This is a genomic window from Streptomyces sp. NPDC046759 (assembly GCF_040645475.1).
Lineage (GTDB): Bacteria > Actinomycetota > Actinomycetes > Streptomycetales > Streptomycetaceae > Streptomyces.
Window position 1 is genome coordinate 26651 of sequence record NZ_JBEYYJ010000048.1, and the last position, 18587, is coordinate 45237.

The window sequence follows — 18587 nt, forward strand, 5'->3', positions numbered from 1 at the left end:
TGCATGGACAGCCGTACGGACAACCGACTCGACACGCAGGGCGCCGGGATCACCGTGCAGCGGGCGCTGGAGCTGCCCGGGCTGCGCAGCGGGCTGCCGGAGATCCTGGCGGGTGCGGACCGGCTGGGGCGCACGGTGCGCTGGGTGCACGCCGGCGAGGTGCCCAACATCGCCTCGCTGCTCAAGGGCGGCGAACTGCTGCTCACCACCGGCTACGGCCTCGGCACCCGCCCGGCCGAGCAGCGGGCGTTCGTGCGCACCCTCGCCGAGCGCGGGATCGCCGCGCTGGTGGTGGAGCTGGGCCCGCGCTTCTCGCGGTTGCCGGCCGCCCTGGTGGACACCGCCCGCGCCGCCGGGCTCCCCCTGGTCCAGCTGCACCGCGAGGTGCCGTTCGTGACGGTGACCGAGGAGATCCACACCGAGATCGTCAACGGCCACTACGCCCTGCTCCAGCGGGCGGAGGAGGTGCACCGACGCTGCACCGAGGCGCTGCTCGGCGGCGGCGGGGTGCCGCAGGTGCTGGGCATCCTGGCGGACTTCGGCCGCAACCCGGTGTTCCTGGAGACGGCCGACGGCCGCCTGCTGTACGCGGCCGGGGAAGGGCCCGAGGGCACGGACCCGCTGCAGGTGTGGGAGGGGCTGCGCGGCTCGCACAAGGACGCGCCGCCGCCCGCCGGTTCGGTCCTGGTGGACGTGCCCGGCGGCGGCCCGGGTACGGCCGGGTCCGTGCGCGCCCGCCTGGTTCTGCTGCCGGTCCGCGCACCGCTGGCCCCGGTCCACCGGATCGCCGCCGAGCGGGCCGCGGGCATCCTGGCCGTGGTGCTGATGCAGGCCCGGCAGGAGGAGGAGCTGGCGGCCCGGGGGCGCGGTGACTTCCTCACCGATCTCGCCGAGGGCCGGATCACCGCGGAGGACGCCCCGGCACAGGCCCGGGTCCTCGGCTTCAAACCCGGCGACAGCCCGCTGCTGCCGGTGGTGATGCGGATCGGTGACTCCCTCTCCCCCGGCGGTGGCTGGGCGGTGCTGGCGCGGGCGGTGTCGGAGGAGCTGGCCGCGGTGGGGGTGCCGGTGCTGCTGGGTGTGCGGCCGGTGGAGGGCCGGGTGCTGGTGCTGTTCGGGCTGCGCTCGGAGTCGGAGCGCTCCGCGGTCGCGGACCGGGTGGCGGTGGCGCTGCGGGCGGGTGTGGAGCGGGCCGGGATGCGCCGGCCGGGCTCGCCGCCGCCGGTCGTGGTGGTCGGCGTGGCCGGCGGCTGGGCGGCCGCGTCGGCGGGGCTCAGACACGCGGCGGAGACGGCGACGGCGGCACAGGGCCTGACCGACCGGCCCTGGTACGACGCCCGCCGCCTCGACATCGACCTGCTGCTGTGGCGGCTGCGCGACCACCCGGACCTCGCGGCGTTCGTGGACCGTGCGATCGGCCCGCTGCGCGACCACGACCACCGCTCCAAGCCGCCGCTGCTGCCGACCCTGGAGACGTATCTGGCGCATGCGGGGCGCAAGGCGGAGACGGCCCGCGAGCTGCACCTGAACCGCCAGACCCTGTACAACCGCCTCGCTCGCATCGGCGAGTTGCTGGGCACCGACCTCGACGACCCGCAGACCGTCCTGGCGTTGAGCCTGGCCCTGCGCGCCCGCCGTCACGTTTCCTAGGCGAGTGGCCGCGGCTGGGTCAACTCGTCGTACACGCTGAGCACTTGGGCGACGGTCTCGTCCTCGGTGGGCCAGCCGGCGGCCTGCCGTGCGCCCGCCTCACGCAGCTCCTCGCGGCGCCCGGGATCGGCGAGGAGCCGCACGACGGTGTCCGCGAGCGCCTCCGGGTCGCCGTACGGGACGAGTTCGGCACCGTCGCCGACGAGGTCGGGGATGCCGCCGACGCTGGTCGCGACGAGCGGCACGCGCGCGTACAGCGCCTCCTGGGCGAGGACGGACCGCGACTCCCAACTGCTCGTCAGCAGCGCCAGATCGGCGGCGGCGAGCAGCTCGGGCACGTCCTCGCGGCGCCCGATGAGCCGCACCGGCAGCTCCTCGTCCTCGATCCGCCGCTGCAAAGCCGTCCGCAGCGGGCCCTCCCCCGCGATGACGACCAGCGGCACCGGGTCCAGGTCGCGCCAGGCGCGGGCCGCGTCGAGCAGCACGTCGTAGCCGCGGCTCCGGTCGAGGGAGCCGACCGCGATGAGGAACGGGCGGCCGGTGGCGCCGAGTTCGGCCCGGATCTTGGGGCGCAGCCGGTCGGGGTCGTCGAGGACGACGGGCCGCCGCTCCCCCGGCAGGCCGACGGCGGCGAGCCGGGCGTCCCGTGCCCCCGTGCGGCGGGCCCGGTCCACCAGGTCGGAGCTGGTGCCGAGGACCACGGCCGCCGTCCGCACCACCCGCCGCTCCAGCAGCCGCAGGAGCTGCGCCCGCGGTCCTTCCGCCTGGACCCGGCTGTGCCAGGTGACGACCAGCGGGGTGCGCCGCCCGCTGAGCGCGAGGACGGCCCGGAAGGAGGCGTGCAGTCCGTGCGCGTGCACCAGGTCGGCGTTGGCGCAGGCGGTGCGGAGCGCTGCCACCGAGACCGGGTCGCTGCTGCGCGGCACGTGCACGTGTTCGGCTCCGGCGCCGGTGAAGTCGTAGGTGCGATCGGCCTCGACGGGGGCGCACACCGTGACCCGCACGCCCCTGGCCACCAGCCCCTCGGCCAGCGAGCGCACGTGCGCGCTGCTGCCGGCGTTGCCTCCGCCCAACACCTGCACGGTGCGCAGCGTCTGCTGGCCGTGCGGTGCGTTGCTGCTCAGGGGGCTCACGGGGCCGGGGCTCCTGGTTCGGCGTGGGCGGTCACGAGGAAACGTACTGAAGGTAGCGGGCTCAACGTGGTGGCAGGACGTGCCCCGCGCGCCTCCTGCGCGGACCGTGTGCCCTCAAGCATGCCAGGGGGAACGGCCGTTGCGGGAAATCCGGAGGGCGCACTGTGCGGCGGGCCGGGGCAATGCGCCGGAGCATGTCACCCACACGGGTGAGTGGAACCCGGCGCGGCCGAACCCGGCGCGACCGCGTACGGCGAGGTCAGACGCTCACAGCGCCCGCGCCCAGGCACTCACCCGGTCCCCGTGCACGGCGGCGGCCACGACGGCCACGGCGTGCGCGAACAGCCCCGCGCGCCGGTTGCCCGCCACGACGGCCGCCCCCAGCGCGGCGCCGAGCGCGTGCGCCCCCGTGTCCCCGATCATGGCGCGCTCTGCGAGGTCGTCGGGCAGGACGGCCGCGGCGGCACCCGTCGCGGCGGCCGCGAGCTCGGCCCCCGGCCCCTTCCGCAGCAGGCCGGGCGCCCCGAGTGCGAGCACCGCGCCGGCGGCCCGTCCCGGCCGCACGTCGACGAGGTTGACGAAGTGGGCGGTACCGGCGATGACGATCCCGGCGAGCAGCTTGTCCAGCGGCCGCTCCTTCATGAGCGCTCCCGCGACCAGCCCGGCGGCCGATGTCCCGAACAACTTGACGGCCCCGCTGGTGACTTCGCCGTCCCGCAACGCCCGCAGATGCGCACGAAAGCCACGCCGGTCGTCGCCCGCGACATCGTCGTACGCCCCGCAGGCACCGGCGGCGAGCACGGCCGCGCCGGCCGCGGGGCGCACACGTGCGGCGGCGACGGCCGCACCGAGCGCCGCCGCGGGTCCGGCGTACAGCTCGACCGTCCGCCCGGCGTAGTTCTTCCGCTCCCAACGCTCCCGCCCACCGGGCGCCGCCCTGCGCAGCACGCCCATTCCGGCACGCGTCAAGCCGCCCGCGAGAACGAATCCGCTCTTCCTTCCGGCACGATCAGCCATCCCCACACTCTAGGGGCCCATCTCCCGGCCGTACGGCGCCCGTTGTCAGTGCCGCCTGTCACGATGCATTTCGTACGGAACGGTTCCGAGGGGGGAACATGGCGAAGAAGCCGAGGCAGCAGCGCCGCACGGGACGTGCCGCCAAGGGGGTGGCGATCTACCACGACATGAAGGTGTACGAGAACTTCGAGCGGAGCGCCCAGCGCATCTTCGAGTGCGTACAGGCGGCGCAGAGACGGTCCCCGGGTGCGCCCCGATACCTCTGTCTGGACGTCCAGGGCCACCGGAACGCCGCGGGAGGTTACGACCACGACGCGTTCGAGCTGATGCAGGACTTCGCCATGGGCTACCTGGGTCAGTACCTGACCGAGGTCAGCACCCCGCTCATCCACGTCCGTATGAAGGAGAAGCAGCGCAACGACATTCCGGACATCCTGCAGATCGGGTACCCGGACGACGGCAGTGAGTACGGCTACGACGCGTCGGCGCTCGCGGTGAAGCCCCGCGAGAGACATGCAGAGGACCGCAGAACCCGGCCCACCGTGAAAGCCATCGTCGACTACCTGGGTATGGACGAGGCCGCCTGCCTGGTGTGCTGGCGCACCCCGGTGGAGCGCGCCCATGTCGTCCCGCTCCAGCTCGGCGGGTCCAACGACGTGCGCAACTTCGCCCTGCTGTGCGCTGCCCACCACGCGGAGGCCCCGGACGTCGCGGACGCCGAGAGCTTCTGGGCCTGGGTCGACTACGCCGAGCTGAGGGACAGCCCGGACACATGGCGTGACGCGCCGGACCAGCTCAAGGACCGGCTTCGGCGAAAAGGCGTCCGGATCGGCGTGGGAGAGCGTGCGCGACTCTCCTTCTTCGCCGCCGTCAAGCAGGAACTGAAGTCGCTCTACGGCTGGACCGACGCCGACTTCGAGATCAAGGACTGGCTCGCCTTCATGGACGAGGTCCAAAGGGTCCTGGACGAGGCCACGGGCCGGCACTTCGGGGTGGACAAGAAGGTGTCGACGCACGCGTGGGCGCATCACATGGCCCGGCAGCGCATGAAGCGCCAGGAATGACCTGCGCCCCCGGGCGGGAGCCACCGCGGCGCCCGCCCGGAGTGGCTCGGCTTGCTACTGGTCCGCCCGGGCCGTCGCCAGCAGTTCCTCGGCGTGGGCGCGGGCCGTCTCGGAGTCCTCCTGGCCGGCCAGCATCCGGGACAGCTCGCGAATCCGCTCCTCGCCCTCCAGCACCTTCACGCCGGACCGGGTGACCGACCCGTCGTTGGTCTTCTCGACCAGCAGCTGCCGGTCGGCGAAGGCGGCGACCTGGGGCAGGTGGGTGACCACGACGACCTGGGCGGTCCTGGCGAGCTTGGCCAGGCGCCGGCCGATCTCGACCGCGGCCTTGCCGCCGACACCGGCGTCGACCTCGTCGAAGAGGTAGGTCGGCACGGGGTCGGTGCCCGCGAACACGACCTCCACGGCGAGCATCACGCGGGACAGCTCACCGCCGGACGCGCCCTTGGCGATGGGCCGCGGCGGGGCGCCCGGATGAGGGGCGAGCAGCAGCTCGACCTCGTCCGCACCCGAGGGCCCGTAGGCGACCGTACGCCCGCCGACCTCGACGCCCTCCGGGTCCTCGGTCTGCCGGATGTCGAAGGACACGCGCGCGTGGGGCATCGCCAGCGAGGCCAGCTCGGCCGTCACGGCGGCGGCGAACCGCTCGGCGGCCTCCGTGCGCGCATCCGTCAGTGCCTGCGCCAGACCGCCCAGTTCGGTGCGCAGCGCGTCCCGCTCGGCGGTCAGCTCCCCGATCCGCTCGTCGTCGCCGTCCAGCTCGGTCAGCCGGGCCGCGCTCAGCTCGGCCCAGGAGAGGACGGCGTTCACGTCCTCGCCGTACTTGCGCGTCAACGCGGTCAGCGCGGCGCGGCGCTCCTCCACCGCGGCCAGCCGCAGCGGATCGGCGTCCAGGTCGTCGGCGTACCCGGCCAGCTCCCCGGCCACGTCGCCGAGCAGGATGCCGATCTCCCCGATCCGGTCGGCGAGCGAGGCCAGCGCCGGATCGTGCGAGCGCACGGCCTCCAGCGCCCGGTGGGCGCCCGCGACGAGGGTCGAGGCGTCGATGCTCTCGGGATCCTCCGGATTGCCCGCGAGCGCGGCGTGCGCGGCCGTCGCGGCGGACGACAGGGCCTCGGCGTGCCCCAGCCGCTCGGCCTCCTCGGCCAGCTCGGCGTCCTCTCCGGCGCGCGGCTCGACGGCGGCGATCTCCTCGAGGCCGTAGCGCAGCATGTCGGCTTCCTGCGCCCGCTCACGCGCGCGTGTGGTGATCTCCTCCAGCTCGGCGGAGACGGCCCGCAGCCGCCGGTAGGCCTCGGTGTACTTGGCGAGCGGCACGGCGACGCCGTCCCCCGCGTACCGGTCCAGCGCCTGCCGCTGCCTGGACAGCTTCAGCAGCCCCTGCTGGTCGGTCTGCCCGTGCACGGCCACCAGGTCGTCGGCCAGTTCGGCGAGCAGCCCCACGGGGACGCTGCGCCCGCCCAGGTGCGCCCGCGAGCGGCCCTCGGCGGAAACGGTACGGCTGATCAGCAGGGCGCCGTCGTCCAGCTCGGCCCCGGCCTCCTCGGCTCGTACGACGGCGGCGGCTTCCGGGGGAACGGTCACCCGCCCCTCCACGACCGCCTTCTCGGCGCCGATCCGCACGAGCGCCGGGTCCGCCCGCCCGCCGAGCAGCAGTCCCAGGCTGGTGACCACCATGGTCTTGCCCGCCCCCGTCTCACCGGTGACGGCGGTGAACCCGGGCGACAGCTCGACGACGGCATCGTCGATGACCCCGAGCGACCGTATGCGCATCTCCTCCAACACGGACAAGACCTTACGAGGTCGGGGGCCGGGATCGCGACGGACCCCGGCCCGGTTGTGTGAAGGTGCAGGTGACGGATGCGGATCGATGCCGCATTGTCACCCGGGCGAGTGCAGGGTCGTCAGCGCGGCGCCCTCAGCGCAGCGCCCCTCCGCGCGGCAGCCTCAGTGCAGCCCCTTGAGCAGGGCGACACCGTCGGGTGCGCCCCAGCCGGTGGGGGCGTCGTACCCGGGCAGCACCGGGTAGCCCACCGCGGGCGGGTGCGAGGCGTTGTCGTGGCCGACGGCGATGTCGCGGCAGGCGACCTCGCCGAGCGGCCGGCCGTTGGTGCCGCTTTCGTAGAGGAACGGCGTGAGGAAGCGCTGCTGCTTGTCCGCCGGCAGCAGCGCGTTGATGCGGGCGATCAGAGAGGCCCACAAGGGGGCGGAGGCACTGGTGCCTCCGGCGGGGAACGGAGCGCCCTGGAAGATCAGGTCGTATCCCGGGCTGCCGGCGAGCGCGGCCACGTCCGGCACGACCCTTCCCTGGATGCTGCCCGGGTTCAGGGAGTCCACCTTGATGTGCTTCTGGTAGTCCGGGCGGTCGAACTTGGTGGACACGCCTCCTCCGGTCGCGCCCCCGCCGATGCGGGTCCGGTGACCGGGCGCCTCCCACCAGGACACCTCCCGGCCGGAGGAGTCGATCATCGTCCCGCCGACACTCAGCACGAAGGGACTGGTGCTGGGAAAGTCGACATGGCACCGGCCGTCCACCATCTGGTCGCCCGAGCCGTCGTCGCCCGAGGCGACACAGACCGTGATGCCCAGGTCCGCCGCGCCCTGAAGACGCTTGTTGATCTGGTCGAGTGCTGTCTGCGACCAGTTGGGGTCGTCCTCGGAGAGGCCCCAGCTGACCGACAGGGTCACCGGCTTGTCCGCGATCGCCTGGTCGAGGACCTCGATCCAGCCCCGCTGGTCGAAGTTCGCGAAGTAGACCGGGATCTCGGCCGCCGGACAGAAACCGGCGACGATCTCCACGTCCATCATCACTTCCCGTGCCGCCCCGACCGCGAACTTCTGCTCAGCGGGCGGCAGCTGCTTGACCTCCTGCATCGTGCGCGGCGGAGCGAAGTCCAGGGGCACGATCCGGACCTGGGGCCCCTGGAGGTCGTGCGCGGCGCTGAAGGCCTGCAGGTCGTCGTCGAAGTAGCAGCCGCCGAACTCGGCGATCGCGATCTTCTGCCCCGCTCCGTCACCGGCCGGGAAGTTGTACTGCCGTTCGAGGTCGGCCGGTGTGAACGACCCCATGAAGCCCGAGCCGCCGGCGTCCCTGCGCCGGGCCACCTGCCGCTGGTCCAGTCCGAAGACGCCGGTCACCTTGCCCTCGAGGCCTGCCGGGATGTGCAGCTCGCCCTCACGGCCGCGGAACTCGCCGTGCTCGGGGGTGTGGTAGATACCGAGGTTCGTTTTGAAGGCGGCGTTCATCGCGGACACGGGACCGGTCGCCACGATGCTGCCCGGTTCGAGCCGGACTTCGTCGACCGTGAGGCCGTACCGCTCCAGTACGGCCTTCGTGTCCTCGGCGTCCTGGCGTCGCTCGTCCGGGATCCGGTCGGCGGGGGCCACCTTCCCGCGCAGGGTGAGGGTCACCTTCACCGGGTCCTCGGGGTGCGCGTCCCTCAGCCGGGTCGCGCCTGCCATGGCCGGTCGGGTGCTCCCGGCCAGCGCGACGTGCTGTTCGTTCATCGAAGTCTCCTTGCTGCCGGCAGACCTCTAGCCCGAAGCCTGACGGCTCGCGTCGAAATGCACTGCGTAGGCAGACATTCCGGGGATGCCGAAAACATATGCCAGATGCATCCCGAGCCACCCGGACAGGGCACCACCTGCCCGGCACTGAGCTCACGCGAGGGCGAGACCCTAGTGAGGCGCCCCCCGCCACCCCGTGGTGGGCAACGCGAACTTCGCCACCAGCCGGTCGGTGAACGACGAGTGGTGCAGCCGGGCCAGCCGCACCGGCACGGCTCCCCGCCGCACCTCCACCCGCGCGCCCGGCGGCAGCTCGACGGTCCGCCGCCCGTCGCACCACAGCACGCCCGGCGGGATGTGCGGCAGGACCTCCACCGCGAGCACCGAGTCCGGAGACGTGACCAGCGGCTTGGCGAACAGCGCGTGCGCACTGATCGGCACCATCAGCAGCGCCTCCACCTCGGGCCACACCACCGGCCCGCCCGCGGAGAACGCGTAGGCCGTGGATCCGGTCGGCGTCGACAGCACGACACCGTCGCACCCGAACCCGGTCACCGGACGCCCGTCGATCTCCAGCACGACTTCCAGCAGCTTCTCGGCACCGGCCTTCTGCACGGCCGCCTCGTTCAGCGCCCAGTCGGTGTGCACGATGTCCCCGTTGCGGTGCACGACGACGTCGACGGTCATCCGCTCCTCGACCTCGTACGACCGCGCCACCACTCGGTCGACCACCCGGTCGAGGTCGTCGCGTTCCGCCTCCGCGAGGAACCCGACACGCCCCAGGTTGACGCCGAGCATCGGCACCCCGGAGGCCCGGGCGAACTCGGCGCCGCGCAGCAGCGTGCCGTCACCACCGAGCACGATCAGCAGCTCGCACCCGTCGAGGCACTGCGGAGTGGCCTCCTTGACCAGCTCCACCTCGTCGGGCAACGGCAGGTCGCGCGCCTCCTCCTCCAGCACCCGCACCCCGATGCCATGCCGCAGCAGGCCCTTGACGACGAGTTCCGCACTGCGGATCGCCGCGGGCCGCCCGGTGTGGGCGAGCAGGAAAACAGTACGCGCCAGGTTCTGTGTCAACGCGGCCCCTCCGCCACTGCACGGTCGACGGCGGCCGGGTCCACCTCGGGTGCCCCCGCCCGCAGCCAGAGAAAGTACTCGACGTTCCCCGAGGGGCCGGGCAGCGGGCTCGCGGTGACGCCCTGCACCCCGAGTCCCAGCTCCCAGGCCTTCTCGGCCACTCCCCGCACGGCCTCCGCCCGCAGCTGCGGACTCCGTACGACACCCCCGCTGCCGAGCCGCTCCTTGCCCACCTCGAACTGCGGCTTGACCATCATCACCAGGTCGGCGTCGGGCTTCACGCACCGCTTCAGGGCCGGCAGCACCAGTCCCAGCGGAATGAAGGACAGATCGCCCACGACAAGATCCACAGGTTCCCCATCGATCGCCTCGAGCGTCAACTCGCGTACGTTCGTACGGTCCTTGACCGTGACGCGTTCATCGCTCTGGAGAGACCAGGCCAGCTGTCCGTACCCGACGTCCACCGCGACGACGTGCGCGGCGCCGGCGCGCAGCAGGACGTCGGTGAAGCCTCCGGTGGACGCGCCGGCGTCCAGCGCGCGCCGGCCCTCGACCACGAGCCCCTGCGGGACGAAGACCTCGAGCGCGCCGGCCAGCTTGTGCCCGCCGCGGGAGACGTAGTCCGGATCGCCGTCGTCGGCCTGGACCACGATCGCCGCTGCGGTCTCCACCTGGGTGGCCGGCTTGGTCGCCACCGTCTTGCCGACGGTGACGCGCCCGGCGGCGATCAGCTGGCTGGCGTGCTCACGCGAACGCGCGAGCTTGCGGCGGACCAGCTCCGCGTCCAGACGGCGACGTGCGACTCCTGCCACGTTCGGTTCAGCTCCTGCTCTGGTGGTACGGCGGTGAGGACGCCCCCGGGTACGACGGTGAGGGCGCCGGGGGCCCCGGGCGGGTGTCGAGCGCGGTGAGCGCGTCGCGCAGCCCCCGGTGCACATCCTCGTACACCTCGACATGTCCGTCGGTGGCGAGGTGGTCCGCGTCGGCCAGCCGCTCCAGCTGGGCGTCGACCTCGGCGTCGCCGGTGGGGGTGCGCGGGATGTTCAGGGGGGCGGGCGCGGCGGGGTCGTACGCCTGGAGTGCCTCCCCCGCCTCCGCCGGGATCTCCGTCTCCGGAACCGAGTCGCTCATGCCCAGACGCTACCCCGAACCGCTGGGGTACCGTCGTGGGCGATGGCCACGATCGAGGAGTGCCGCACCGCACTGGGGAAACTTTCGGACAACATGCAGGGCGCCGAGGGCGACGTCGGCGCGGCCGCCGCGCTGGACCGCTCGGTGAGCTGTCACATCACCGACCTGGACGTCACCTTCGCAGGCCGGATGACGGGTGGCCGGATCGAGGTGGACGACACCCGGCCCGGACCGCCGTGGGAGAGGGCGCAGATCAGGCTCGCCATGGCCGGGGACGACCTGGTGGCCCTGGTGAGCGGCGAGCTGAACTTCGCGACCGCCTGGGGGTCGGGCCGGGTCAGGCTGGAGGCGAGCCTGCTGGATCTGTTCCGGCTCAGGAAGCTGCTGTGAGTCCCGGAAGGCCGCCGTGAGGTTTCAGGAGGCCGCCGTGAGGTTTCAGGAGGCCGCCGTGAGGTTTCAGGAGGGCGCCGTGAGCCGTTCCCGCCGTGTCCTGCGGGCGGCCGGCACGACCAGCGGGGTTCCGGTCTGCGGGTCGTCGACGACCTGACACCGCAGCCCGAAGACCTGCTCCACCAGGTCGGCCGTGACGATGTCGCCCGGGGCGCCCTCAGCGATCACCTCGCCGCCGCGCAGGGCGATGAGATGGGTGGCGTAACGGGCGGCGTGGTTCAGGTCGTGCAGCACGGCCACCAACGTCCGCCCCTGTTCCTCGTGCAGCTCGGCGCACAGGTCGAGGACGTCGATCTGGTGCTGGATGTCGAGGTAGGTGGTCGGCTCGTCCAGGAGCAGCAGCGGGGTCTGCTGGGCCAGCGCCATGGCGATCCACACCCGCTGCCGCTGCCCGCCGGACAGCTCGTCGACGTACCGGTCGGCCAGCTCGGCGACGCCGGTCTGCCGCATCGACTCCTGCACGACCCGCTCGTCCTGCGCCGACCACTGGCGCAGCAGCCCCTGGTGCGGGTAGCGTCCCCGGCCGACGAGGTCGGCGACGGTGATGCCGTCGGGCGCGACGGACGACTGCGGCAGCAGACCGAGGGTCCGCGCGACCTTCTTGGCGGGCATCGACTGGATGACCTGGCCGTCGAGGAGCACCCGGCCCCGGCTCGGCCTGAGCATCCGCGACAGCGCCCGCAGCAGCGTCGACTTGCCGCACGCGTTGGGGCCGACGATCACCGTGAAGGAGTTGTCGGGGATCTCCACCGACAGCTGCTCGGCGATGACGCGCTGGTCGTAGGCGAGGGTGACGTTCTCCGCGGACAGACGGTTCACAGTGCTCCTTGGGATGTTCGGCACGCCGGTGGGGGTCATATCCGGCCCGCCCTGCGCTCGGTGACCAGCAGCCACAGCAGATAGCCGCCGCCGAGGACGCCGGTGACCACGCCGACCGGCAGCTGGTCGGCGCCGAAGGCACGCTGCGAGGCCCAGTCGGCGGCGACCAGCAGGGCGGCGCCCATGCACATCGAGGGCACCAGGTTCGGACCGGGCGAACGGGTCAGGCGCCGGGCGAGCTGCGGCGCGGTGAGCGCGACGAAGCCGACGGGTCCGGCGGCCGCGGTGGCCGCCGCGACGAGCAGCACGGCGGAGACCATCAGCACCAGCCGGACCCGCTGCACCCGTACCCCGAGGGCGTTCGCGGCGTCGTCGCCCATCTCCATCATCCTCAGGCCGCCCGCTTGGACGAGGACCAGCGGAACGAGGACGGCGCACAGGGCGAGCAGCGGCCGGACCTGGTCCCAGTCCCGGCCGTTGAGGGAACCGGTCATCCACACGACCGCGCGGGCCGCGTCCACCAGGTCGGCCTCGGTGAGCAGATAGCCGTTGACCGCGGTGGCGATCGCGGAGACACCGATACCGACCAGGACCAGCCGGTATCCGTGCACCCCCTGCTTCCAGGCCAGCAGGTGGAGGGCCAGCCCGGTCGCCAGGCCGCCGATCAGCGCGCCGACGGTGACCTGCGTGGTGGTGCCGGACATCAGCACGATGACGACGAGCGCGCCGGCCGTGGAGCCCTGCGACAGGCCCAGCACGTCCGGGCTGCCGAGGGGGTTGCGGGAGACGGACTGGAACAGCGCGCCGCCGAGGCCGAGCGAGGCGCCGACCAGCAGGCCGACCAGGACGCGCGGCAGCCGCAGTTCGCCGACGACGAAGTCCTGGTAGGCGTTGCCGTCCCCGGCGAGGGTCCGGAGCACGTCGGCCACCGGGATCTTGGCGTCACCGGTGCCGATCAGTGCGACGCCGGCCACGCAGGCGGCGGCCAGCAGCAGGACGACGACGCTCAGGGCGCGCAGGTCCAGCCGAAGCGAGAGGCCGCCCGGCATGCGTAGGACCCGGTTCGTGGAGCGGTTCTTCACAGCTGGGCCGTCTTCCGCCGTCGTACGAGAAGGATGAAGACCGGGCCGCCGATGATCGCGGTCACGATGCCGACCTGGATTTCGGAGGGACGGGCCACCACCCGGCCGACGACGTCGGCGCCGAGCAGGAGCACGGGCGACAGGACCGTGGCGTAGGGCAGGATCCAGCGAAGGTCCGGGCCGGTGAAGGAGCGCACCGCGTGCGGGACCATCAGGCCCACGAACACGATCGGGCCGCAGGCGGCGGTCGCGGCACCGCACAGCACGGTGGCGGCCAGCATGGCCAGAGCGCGGGTGCGGCCCAGGTGGGCGCCGAGGGCGCGGGCGGTGTCGTCGCCCATCGCGACGGCGTTCAGCGGCCGTGCAAGCGCCAGCGCGAGGAGCATGCCGGCCGCGATGAAGGGCAGCACCTGGGGGATGGTCGAGTCGGTGGCCGAGGCCAGCGAACCCACCGTCCAGAAGCGCATCTTGCCCAGCGCCGCGTCGTCCATGATCATCACGGCCTGGAGATAGCCGTAGAGAGCGGCGCTGATCGCCGTGCCGGCGAGTGCGAGCCGCACCGGGGTGGCGCCCCGGCTGCCGCCGAGGAACCACACCAACGCGCCCACGGCGGCCGCCCCGAGGAAGGCGAACCACACATAGCCGGTGAGGCTGGTGACACCGAAGCAGGTGAGGGCCGTGACGACGGCCGCCGAAGCGCCCGCGTTGATGCCGAGCAGCCCGGGGTCGGCCAGCGGATTGCGGGTGAGTGCCTGCAGCACCGCGCCCGAGAGGCCGAGCGCGGCACCGGCGAGCAGGCCCAGGACCGTGCGCGCGAGCCGCTCGTCCACGACGACGTCACCGTAGGTCCCCGTGTCGTGGAACAGGCCGTGCCAGACCTGGTCCGGCGACAGGGCCTTCGCCCCGATCGCGATGCTCGCCAGAGCGACGAGCACCAGCATCGCGACGGACAGCAGGAGCCCGAGGGCCCTCGCCGTACGGCGAGTTGGGGGCGCGGGGGCGGTCTCCGCGCGCTGTTCCGGAGGACTGTCGACCAACACGAGGTTAGGTTAGCCTACCCTCGCTTCCGGTCGTGATCCCCGGGTGCCGGCACGTCATAGACCGAGACGTGCCAGCGCCTTCCCCCCGTCCAGCTCGCAGGAACCCTCCCCGGCCGCCGTCCAGGCCGCTGCGCACAGCGCCCGCAGCCCGTCCAGCGCCTCCCCCTCACCCTCCAGCTCCAGCCGGTCCGCCGCCGCCCTCGCCGTGAAGGCACCGCAGCGGAAGCCGTCCCCCTCCGGGGAAACCTCCGGCTGCCCGGTGAGCAGCCCGCGCAGGTCGGCGTCCACATACGTCGGCCGGTGCTGCGGCGGCGCCGCGAGCAGCCGGGCGCCGTCGGTGACACCGGTCAGCACCAGAAGCGAGGCCACCGACCCGTTGAACGCGCCCTCGATGTCCGTGTCCAGCCGGTCCCCGACCACCAGCGGCCGCTTCGCGCCGGTCCGGATGATCGTCTCCCGGTGCATCGGCGGCAGCGGCTTGCCCGCCACCTGCGGCTCCTTGCCCGTCGCGATCCGCACGACCTCCACCGCCGCCCCGTTGCCCGGCGCGATGCCCCGCCCGCTCGGGATCGTCAGGTCGGTGTTGGACGCGAACCAGGGCACCCCCCGCGCGACCGCGTACGACGCTTCCGCGAACCGCCCCCAGGTCAGATCCGGCCCGCCGTACCCCTGCACGACCGCCGCCGGATCGTCGTCCGCCGACTCCACCGGCACCAGCCCCCGCTCGCGCAGCGCCACCCGCAGGCCCTCACCGCCGATCACCAGCACCCGCGCCCCGGCCGGCACCTGCTCGCTGATCAGCCGCGCGACCGCCTGCGCGGAGGTGATGACGTCATCGGCGCCCGTCGGTATCCCCAGCTCCGTCAGATGCTCGGCCACCGTGTCCGGGGTCCGCAGCGCGTTGTTGGTGACGTACGCCAGATGCATCCCGCCGGAGCGCGCCACGGCCAGCGAGTCGACCGCGTGCGCGATCGCGTTCCCACCCGCGTACACCACCCCGTCCAGATCGAGCAGCGCCGTGTCGTACGCCTCGCTCAGGGGCTGCCCACTGCCCTCGGGGCTCGTCCTGACCGCCTGGCTCATTCCACATCGCTCCTCGTTCGACCGTCTTTCCCCCGATCATCCCGCACGCCACTGACACACGTACGATGCCGGGATGAACACTGCAGGCCACTCGGAAGCAACGGCGCGCCGAGGCCTGGAACTCACCCCGTTCCGCGGCCTTCGCTACGACCCCGACCGGGTCGGCAGCCTCGCCTCCGTCACCTCCCCGCCGTACGACGTCGTCGTACGGCCCGACGGGGTGCACCACCTTCAGTCCGCCGACCCGCACAACATCGTCCGGCTGATCCTGCCCCAGGCCGGCACCCCGAGCGCCCGCACCGAGCAGGCGGCGGACACTCTGCGCCGCTGGCTGGACGAGGGCGTCCTCACCCCGGACCCGGAGCCCGGCCTGTACGTCTACGAGCAGCGGGACGGCGACGGCATGCTCCAGCGCGGTGTCATCGGCGCCCTGCGGGTCTCCGAACCGGCCGAGGGCGTGGTCCTGCCGCACGAGGACGTCATGCCGCCCGTGGTCGCCGACCGCGCGGCCCTGATGCGGGCCACGCGCGCGAACCTGGAACCGCTGCTCCTGACCTACCGCGGCGACGGCACGGCGGCCGAGGTCGTCGAGCGCACGGCGGAAAAGCCCCCGCTGCTGGCCACGACCACCGAGGACGGCTTCCACCACCGCCTCTGGTCCGTCACCGACCCCGCCGACGTGGCCCGCATCCGGTCCGATCTCGCCCACCAGCAGGCCCTGATCGCCGACGGCCACCACCGCTGGGCCACCTACCTGCGGCTGCGTGCCGAGCACCCCTCGCCCAGTCCCTGGGACCACGGTCTGGTCCTGCTCGTCGACACCGCCCGCTACCCGCTGCGGGTCCGCGCCATTCACCGCCTGCTGCACGGTCTGCCGGTCGCGGACGCGCTCGCTGCGGTGGAGGGCCTGTTCCACGTACGACGCCTCGATGCACCGCTCGCCGAGGCCCTGGCGGCCCTGGCGGACGCCTCCTGCGCGGGCAACGCCTTCCTGCTGGCCGGCGACGGCGCCTTTCACCTGCTCGACCGTCCGGACCCGGACCTGCTGGACCGCACGATCCCGGCCGACCGTCCGCCCGCCTGGCGCTCCCTGGACGCCACGGTCCTGCACGCCACACTGCTGGACCACGTCTGGCACATCCCCGAGGACTCTCCGGCCCACATCGCGTACATCCACGACACGGCCGCCACGGTCGCCAAGGCGGAACGCGACGGCGGTACGGCCGTCCTGATGCACCCGGTCCGCGAGGAGGTCGTACGCGACCTCGCACGACAGGGCGTGACGATGCCCCGGAAGTCGACGTCGTTCGGCCCGAAGCCGGCGTCGGGACTGGTGCTGCGGGCGCTGGAGATCTGACCGCCCCTGAACGCCGAAGAGGGCAGGCCCCCCGGGGAGCCTGCCCTCTTCTCGGCACATCGCCTACGCGTCAGTCCTCGACCGCAGGCCAGTCCTCGACCGCACTCGGTCTCACTCAGTCCTCGTCGTCGCCGGCCTCGTCGTCGCGGTCCTCGTGAGCCGGCTTCTCGGACACGTCCTCGCCGTCGTCGAGGACGTCGACGAACTCCACGCCGTCCAGCTCGGCGAGCCGGTCGGAGGCGTCCGTGCTGCCGTCCCGGTCGGCCTCCACGGCCTTGGCGAACCACTCGCGTGCCTCGCCCTCCCGGCCGGCCGCCAGCAGGGCGTCGGCGTATGCGTAGCGCAGGCGCGCGGTCCACGGCTGGATCGAGTTGGAGGCCAGCTCGGGGCTCTGCAGGGTCACGATCGCGGCGTCCAGCTGGCCCATGTCACGCCGGGCGCCGGCCGCGACGAGCCGCATCTCGACCTGACCGGCCTTGTCCAGCTTGTGCACCTCCGGGGCGCCGGCCATGTCCAGCGCCTTCTCCGGCCGTCCGAGCCCGCGCTCGCAGTCGGCCATCACCGGCCACAGCTCCATGGTGCCGGTCATCCGCCGCGCGGCCCGGAACTCGCCGAGGGCCTCGCCGTACTTCTGGTTGGCGTACGCCGCGAACCCCGCGGCCTCGCGCACGGCGGCCACGCGGGACGCCAGGCGCAGGGCCACCTTGGAGTAGCCGTAGGCGCCCTCGGGGTCCTCGTCGATGAGCCGGGCCACCATCACCAGGTTCTTGGCGACGTCCTCCGCGAGCGTCTTGGGCAGGCTCTGGAGCTCCTGCCGCACGTCCTTGTCGATCTCGTCGCCGGTGACGTCCTCCGGGATCGGCAGCCGCTTGATCGGCTCGCGATCCCGGTCACGGTCCCGCTCGTCACGGAAGCGGCCACCGTCACGGCGGTCGTCCCTGCGGTCGTCCCGGCCCCGGAATCCACCGGGCCGGCCGCCGCGGTCGTCCCGACGGGGCCCACGGCCGCCGCGGTCGTCCCGGCCGCGGAACCCGCCCCGCTCGCCCCGGTTGTCGTCACGACGGAAACCGCCGCGGTCACCGCGGCTGTCGTCCCGACGGTCATCACGGCGGTCATCACGCCGGTCGTCACGGCGGAAGCCACCACGGTCGCCACGGTGGTCGTCGCGCCGGCCGTAGCCGCCACGGTCGTCGTCGCGACGGAACGACGGACGGTCGCCGCCACGGTCGTCACGCCGGAAGCCACCGCGCTCACCACGGTCGTCACGCCGGAAGCCACCGCGCTCACCACGGTCGTCGCGACTGTCGTCCCGACGCGGCCCACGGTCACGGTCGTCCCGCTGGAACGCCGGACGCCCACCCCGGTCACCCTCACGACGATCGTCCCTACGACCGCCATAACCACCACGGTCGTCACGACGGAAACCGCCACGGTCACCGCGGCTGTCATCACGCCGATCGTCACGCCGGTCATCACGCCGGTCGTCACGGCGGAAGCCACCACGGTCACCACGGTGGTCGTCGCGCCGGCCGTAGCCGCCACGGTCGTCGTCGCGACGGAACGACGGACGGTCGCCGCCACGGTCGTCACGCCGGAAGCCACCGCGCTCACCACGGTCGTCGCGACGGTCGTCCCGACGCGGCCCACGGTCACGGTCGTCCCGCTGGAACGCCGGACGCCCACCCCGGTCACCCTCACGACGATCGTCCCTACGACCGCCATAACCACCACGGTCGTCACGACGGAAACCGCCACGGTCACCGCGGCTGTCATCACGCCGGTCATCACGCCGGTCGTCACGGCGGTCGTCACGGCGGAAGCCACCACGGTCACCACGGTGGTCGTCGCGCCGGCCGTAGCCGCCACGGTCGTCGTCGCGACGGAACGACGGACGGTCGCCGCCACGGTCGTCACGCCGGAAGCCGCCGCGGTCACCACTGTCCCGTCGCCGCTGGTCGCGCTCCGGTCGGTCGTCGGGCGAGTTGGTGGACATGGTGACTCCTGTCTTCGGTACCGCAAGCATTGTAAAAACGAAAGGACCCCTGGTCCCAGCTGAACGCTGGGACCAGGGGTCCTCCAAAGATTGTTCGGCGGTGTCCTACTCTCCCACAGGGTCCCCCCTGCAGTACCATCGGCGCTGTGAGGCTTAGCTTCCGGGTTCGGAATGTAACCGGGCG

General features: G+C 73.0%; 17 protein-coding genes and 1 rRNA gene. 5 read left to right on the forward strand and 13 right to left on the reverse strand.

The features are described from left to right. Positions 1-3: 3 nt before the first annotated feature. A complete protein-coding gene (locus ABZ919_RS39275; RefSeq protein ID WP_361258366.1) occupies positions 4-1650 on the forward strand; it encodes a PucR family transcriptional regulator in 1647 nt (548 codons plus the stop codon). Here ABZ919_RS39275 and ABZ919_RS39280 read toward each other — a convergent pair. After that, positions 1647-2783, reverse strand: a complete 1137-nt coding sequence (locus ABZ919_RS39280) for a glycosyltransferase family 4 protein (protein WP_361258369.1) — start codon at positions 2781-2783, stop codon at positions 1647-1649. The two genes, ABZ919_RS39275 and ABZ919_RS39280, sit on opposite strands and share 4 nt — an antisense overlap. A 267-nt stretch (positions 2784-3050) precedes the next feature. Then, positions 3051-3800 (reverse strand): hypothetical protein, encoded by a 750-nt coding sequence (locus ABZ919_RS39285; protein ID WP_361258372.1) that lies wholly within the window; start codon positions 3798-3800, stop codon positions 3051-3053. A 98-nt stretch (positions 3801-3898) separates the two neighbouring features. On the opposite strand from ABZ919_RS39285, the gene ABZ919_RS39290 reads away from it, so the two are divergent. Continuing rightward, the gene (locus tag ABZ919_RS39290; RefSeq protein ID WP_361258375.1) at positions 3899-4864 is read left to right on the forward strand and encodes an HNH endonuclease; all 966 of its coding nucleotides are present in this window, start codon (positions 3899-3901) and stop codon (positions 4862-4864) included. 54 nt (positions 4865-4918) lie between these two features. Here ABZ919_RS39290 and recN read toward each other — a convergent pair whose 3' ends face one another. From recN to ABZ919_RS39315, 5 genes are all read right to left on the reverse strand, one after another. Further along, positions 4919-6637 (reverse strand): DNA repair protein RecN, encoded by a 1719-nt coding sequence (gene recN / locus ABZ919_RS39295; RefSeq protein ID WP_361258414.1) that lies wholly within the window; start codon positions 6635-6637, stop codon positions 4919-4921. Positions 6638-6811: 174 nt separating this feature from the next. After that, positions 6812-8371, reverse strand: a complete 1560-nt coding sequence (locus ABZ919_RS39300; RefSeq protein WP_361258378.1) for a S53 family peptidase — start codon at positions 8369-8371, stop codon at positions 6812-6814. A 171-nt stretch (positions 8372-8542) separates the two neighbouring features. Next, a complete protein-coding gene (locus tag ABZ919_RS39305; RefSeq protein ID WP_361258380.1) occupies positions 8543-9448 on the reverse strand; it encodes an NAD kinase in 906 nt (301 codons plus the stop codon). Next, positions 9445-10260, reverse strand: coding sequence for a TlyA family RNA methyltransferase (locus tag ABZ919_RS39310; protein ID WP_361258383.1), 816 nt, complete (start codon positions 10258-10260; stop codon positions 9445-9447). The genes ABZ919_RS39305 and ABZ919_RS39310 overlap by 4 nt, the downstream gene beginning before the upstream one ends. 7 nt (positions 10261-10267) lie before the next feature. Further along, positions 10268-10579 (reverse strand): hypothetical protein, encoded by a 312-nt coding sequence (locus ABZ919_RS39315; protein WP_361258386.1) that lies wholly within the window; start codon positions 10577-10579, stop codon positions 10268-10270. A 42-nt stretch (positions 10580-10621) separates the two neighbouring features. Here ABZ919_RS39315 and ABZ919_RS39320 point away from each other — a divergent pair, with 42 nt between their 5' ends. Then, positions 10622-10969, forward strand: coding sequence for a sterol-binding protein (locus ABZ919_RS39320; RefSeq protein WP_361258389.1), 348 nt, complete (start codon positions 10622-10624; stop codon positions 10967-10969). A 66-nt stretch (positions 10970-11035) separates the two neighbouring features. On the opposite strand, the gene ABZ919_RS39325 is transcribed toward ABZ919_RS39320, so the two are convergent. Genes ABZ919_RS39325 through ABZ919_RS39340 form a run of 4 tightly spaced genes read right to left on the reverse strand, consistent with a single transcriptional unit; the run spans position 11036 to position 15053 of the window. Then, entirely contained in the window at positions 11036-11887 is an 852-nt protein-coding gene (locus ABZ919_RS39325; protein ID WP_361258392.1) for an ABC transporter ATP-binding protein, read from the reverse strand. Continuing rightward, positions 11884-12897 carry an iron chelate uptake ABC transporter family permease subunit gene (locus tag ABZ919_RS39330; protein ID WP_361258417.1) on the reverse strand — a complete coding sequence of 338 codons (1014 nt, stop codon included), beginning with the start codon at positions 12895-12897 and terminating at the stop codon, positions 11884-11886. Before ABZ919_RS39330 ends, ABZ919_RS39325 begins: the two co-directional genes overlap by 4 nt. A gap of 29 nt (positions 12898-12926) precedes the next feature. Then, on the reverse strand, positions 12927-13970 hold the full coding sequence (locus ABZ919_RS39335) for an iron chelate uptake ABC transporter family permease subunit (protein ID WP_361258395.1): 1044 nt from the start codon (positions 13968-13970) through the stop codon (positions 12927-12929). Between the two features lie 54 nt (positions 13971-14024). Then, positions 14025-15053: an HAD hydrolase-like protein gene (locus tag ABZ919_RS39340; protein WP_361258398.1), complete on the reverse strand. Its 1029-nt coding sequence runs from the start codon at positions 15051-15053 to the stop codon at positions 14025-14027. A gap of 73 nt (positions 15054-15126) precedes the next feature. On the opposite strand from ABZ919_RS39340, the gene ABZ919_RS39345 reads away from it, so the two are divergent. Continuing rightward, positions 15127-16410 carry a DUF1015 domain-containing protein gene (locus ABZ919_RS39345; RefSeq protein WP_361258400.1) on the forward strand — a complete coding sequence of 428 codons (1284 nt, stop codon included), beginning with the start codon at positions 15127-15129 and terminating at the stop codon, positions 16408-16410. Positions 16411-16525: 115 nt separating this feature from the next. Here ABZ919_RS39345 and ABZ919_RS39350 read toward each other — a convergent pair whose 3' ends face one another. Continuing rightward, the gene (locus ABZ919_RS39350; protein WP_361258420.1) at positions 16526-17275 is read right to left on the reverse strand and encodes a hypothetical protein; all 750 of its coding nucleotides are present in this window, start codon (positions 17273-17275) and stop codon (positions 16526-16528) included. Positions 17276-17566: 291 nt separating this feature from the next. On the opposite strand from ABZ919_RS39350, the gene ABZ919_RS39355 reads away from it, so the two are divergent. Then, positions 17567-18466 carry a hypothetical protein gene (locus ABZ919_RS39355; RefSeq protein WP_361258423.1) on the forward strand — a complete coding sequence of 300 codons (900 nt, stop codon included), beginning with the start codon at positions 17567-17569 and terminating at the stop codon, positions 18464-18466. A 29-nt stretch (positions 18467-18495) separates the two neighbouring features. Here the strand turns inward: ABZ919_RS39355 and rrf are convergent. Then, positions 18496-18587: ribosomal RNA gene (gene rrf, locus ABZ919_RS39360) — 5S ribosomal RNA — on the reverse strand; the annotation flags it as partial.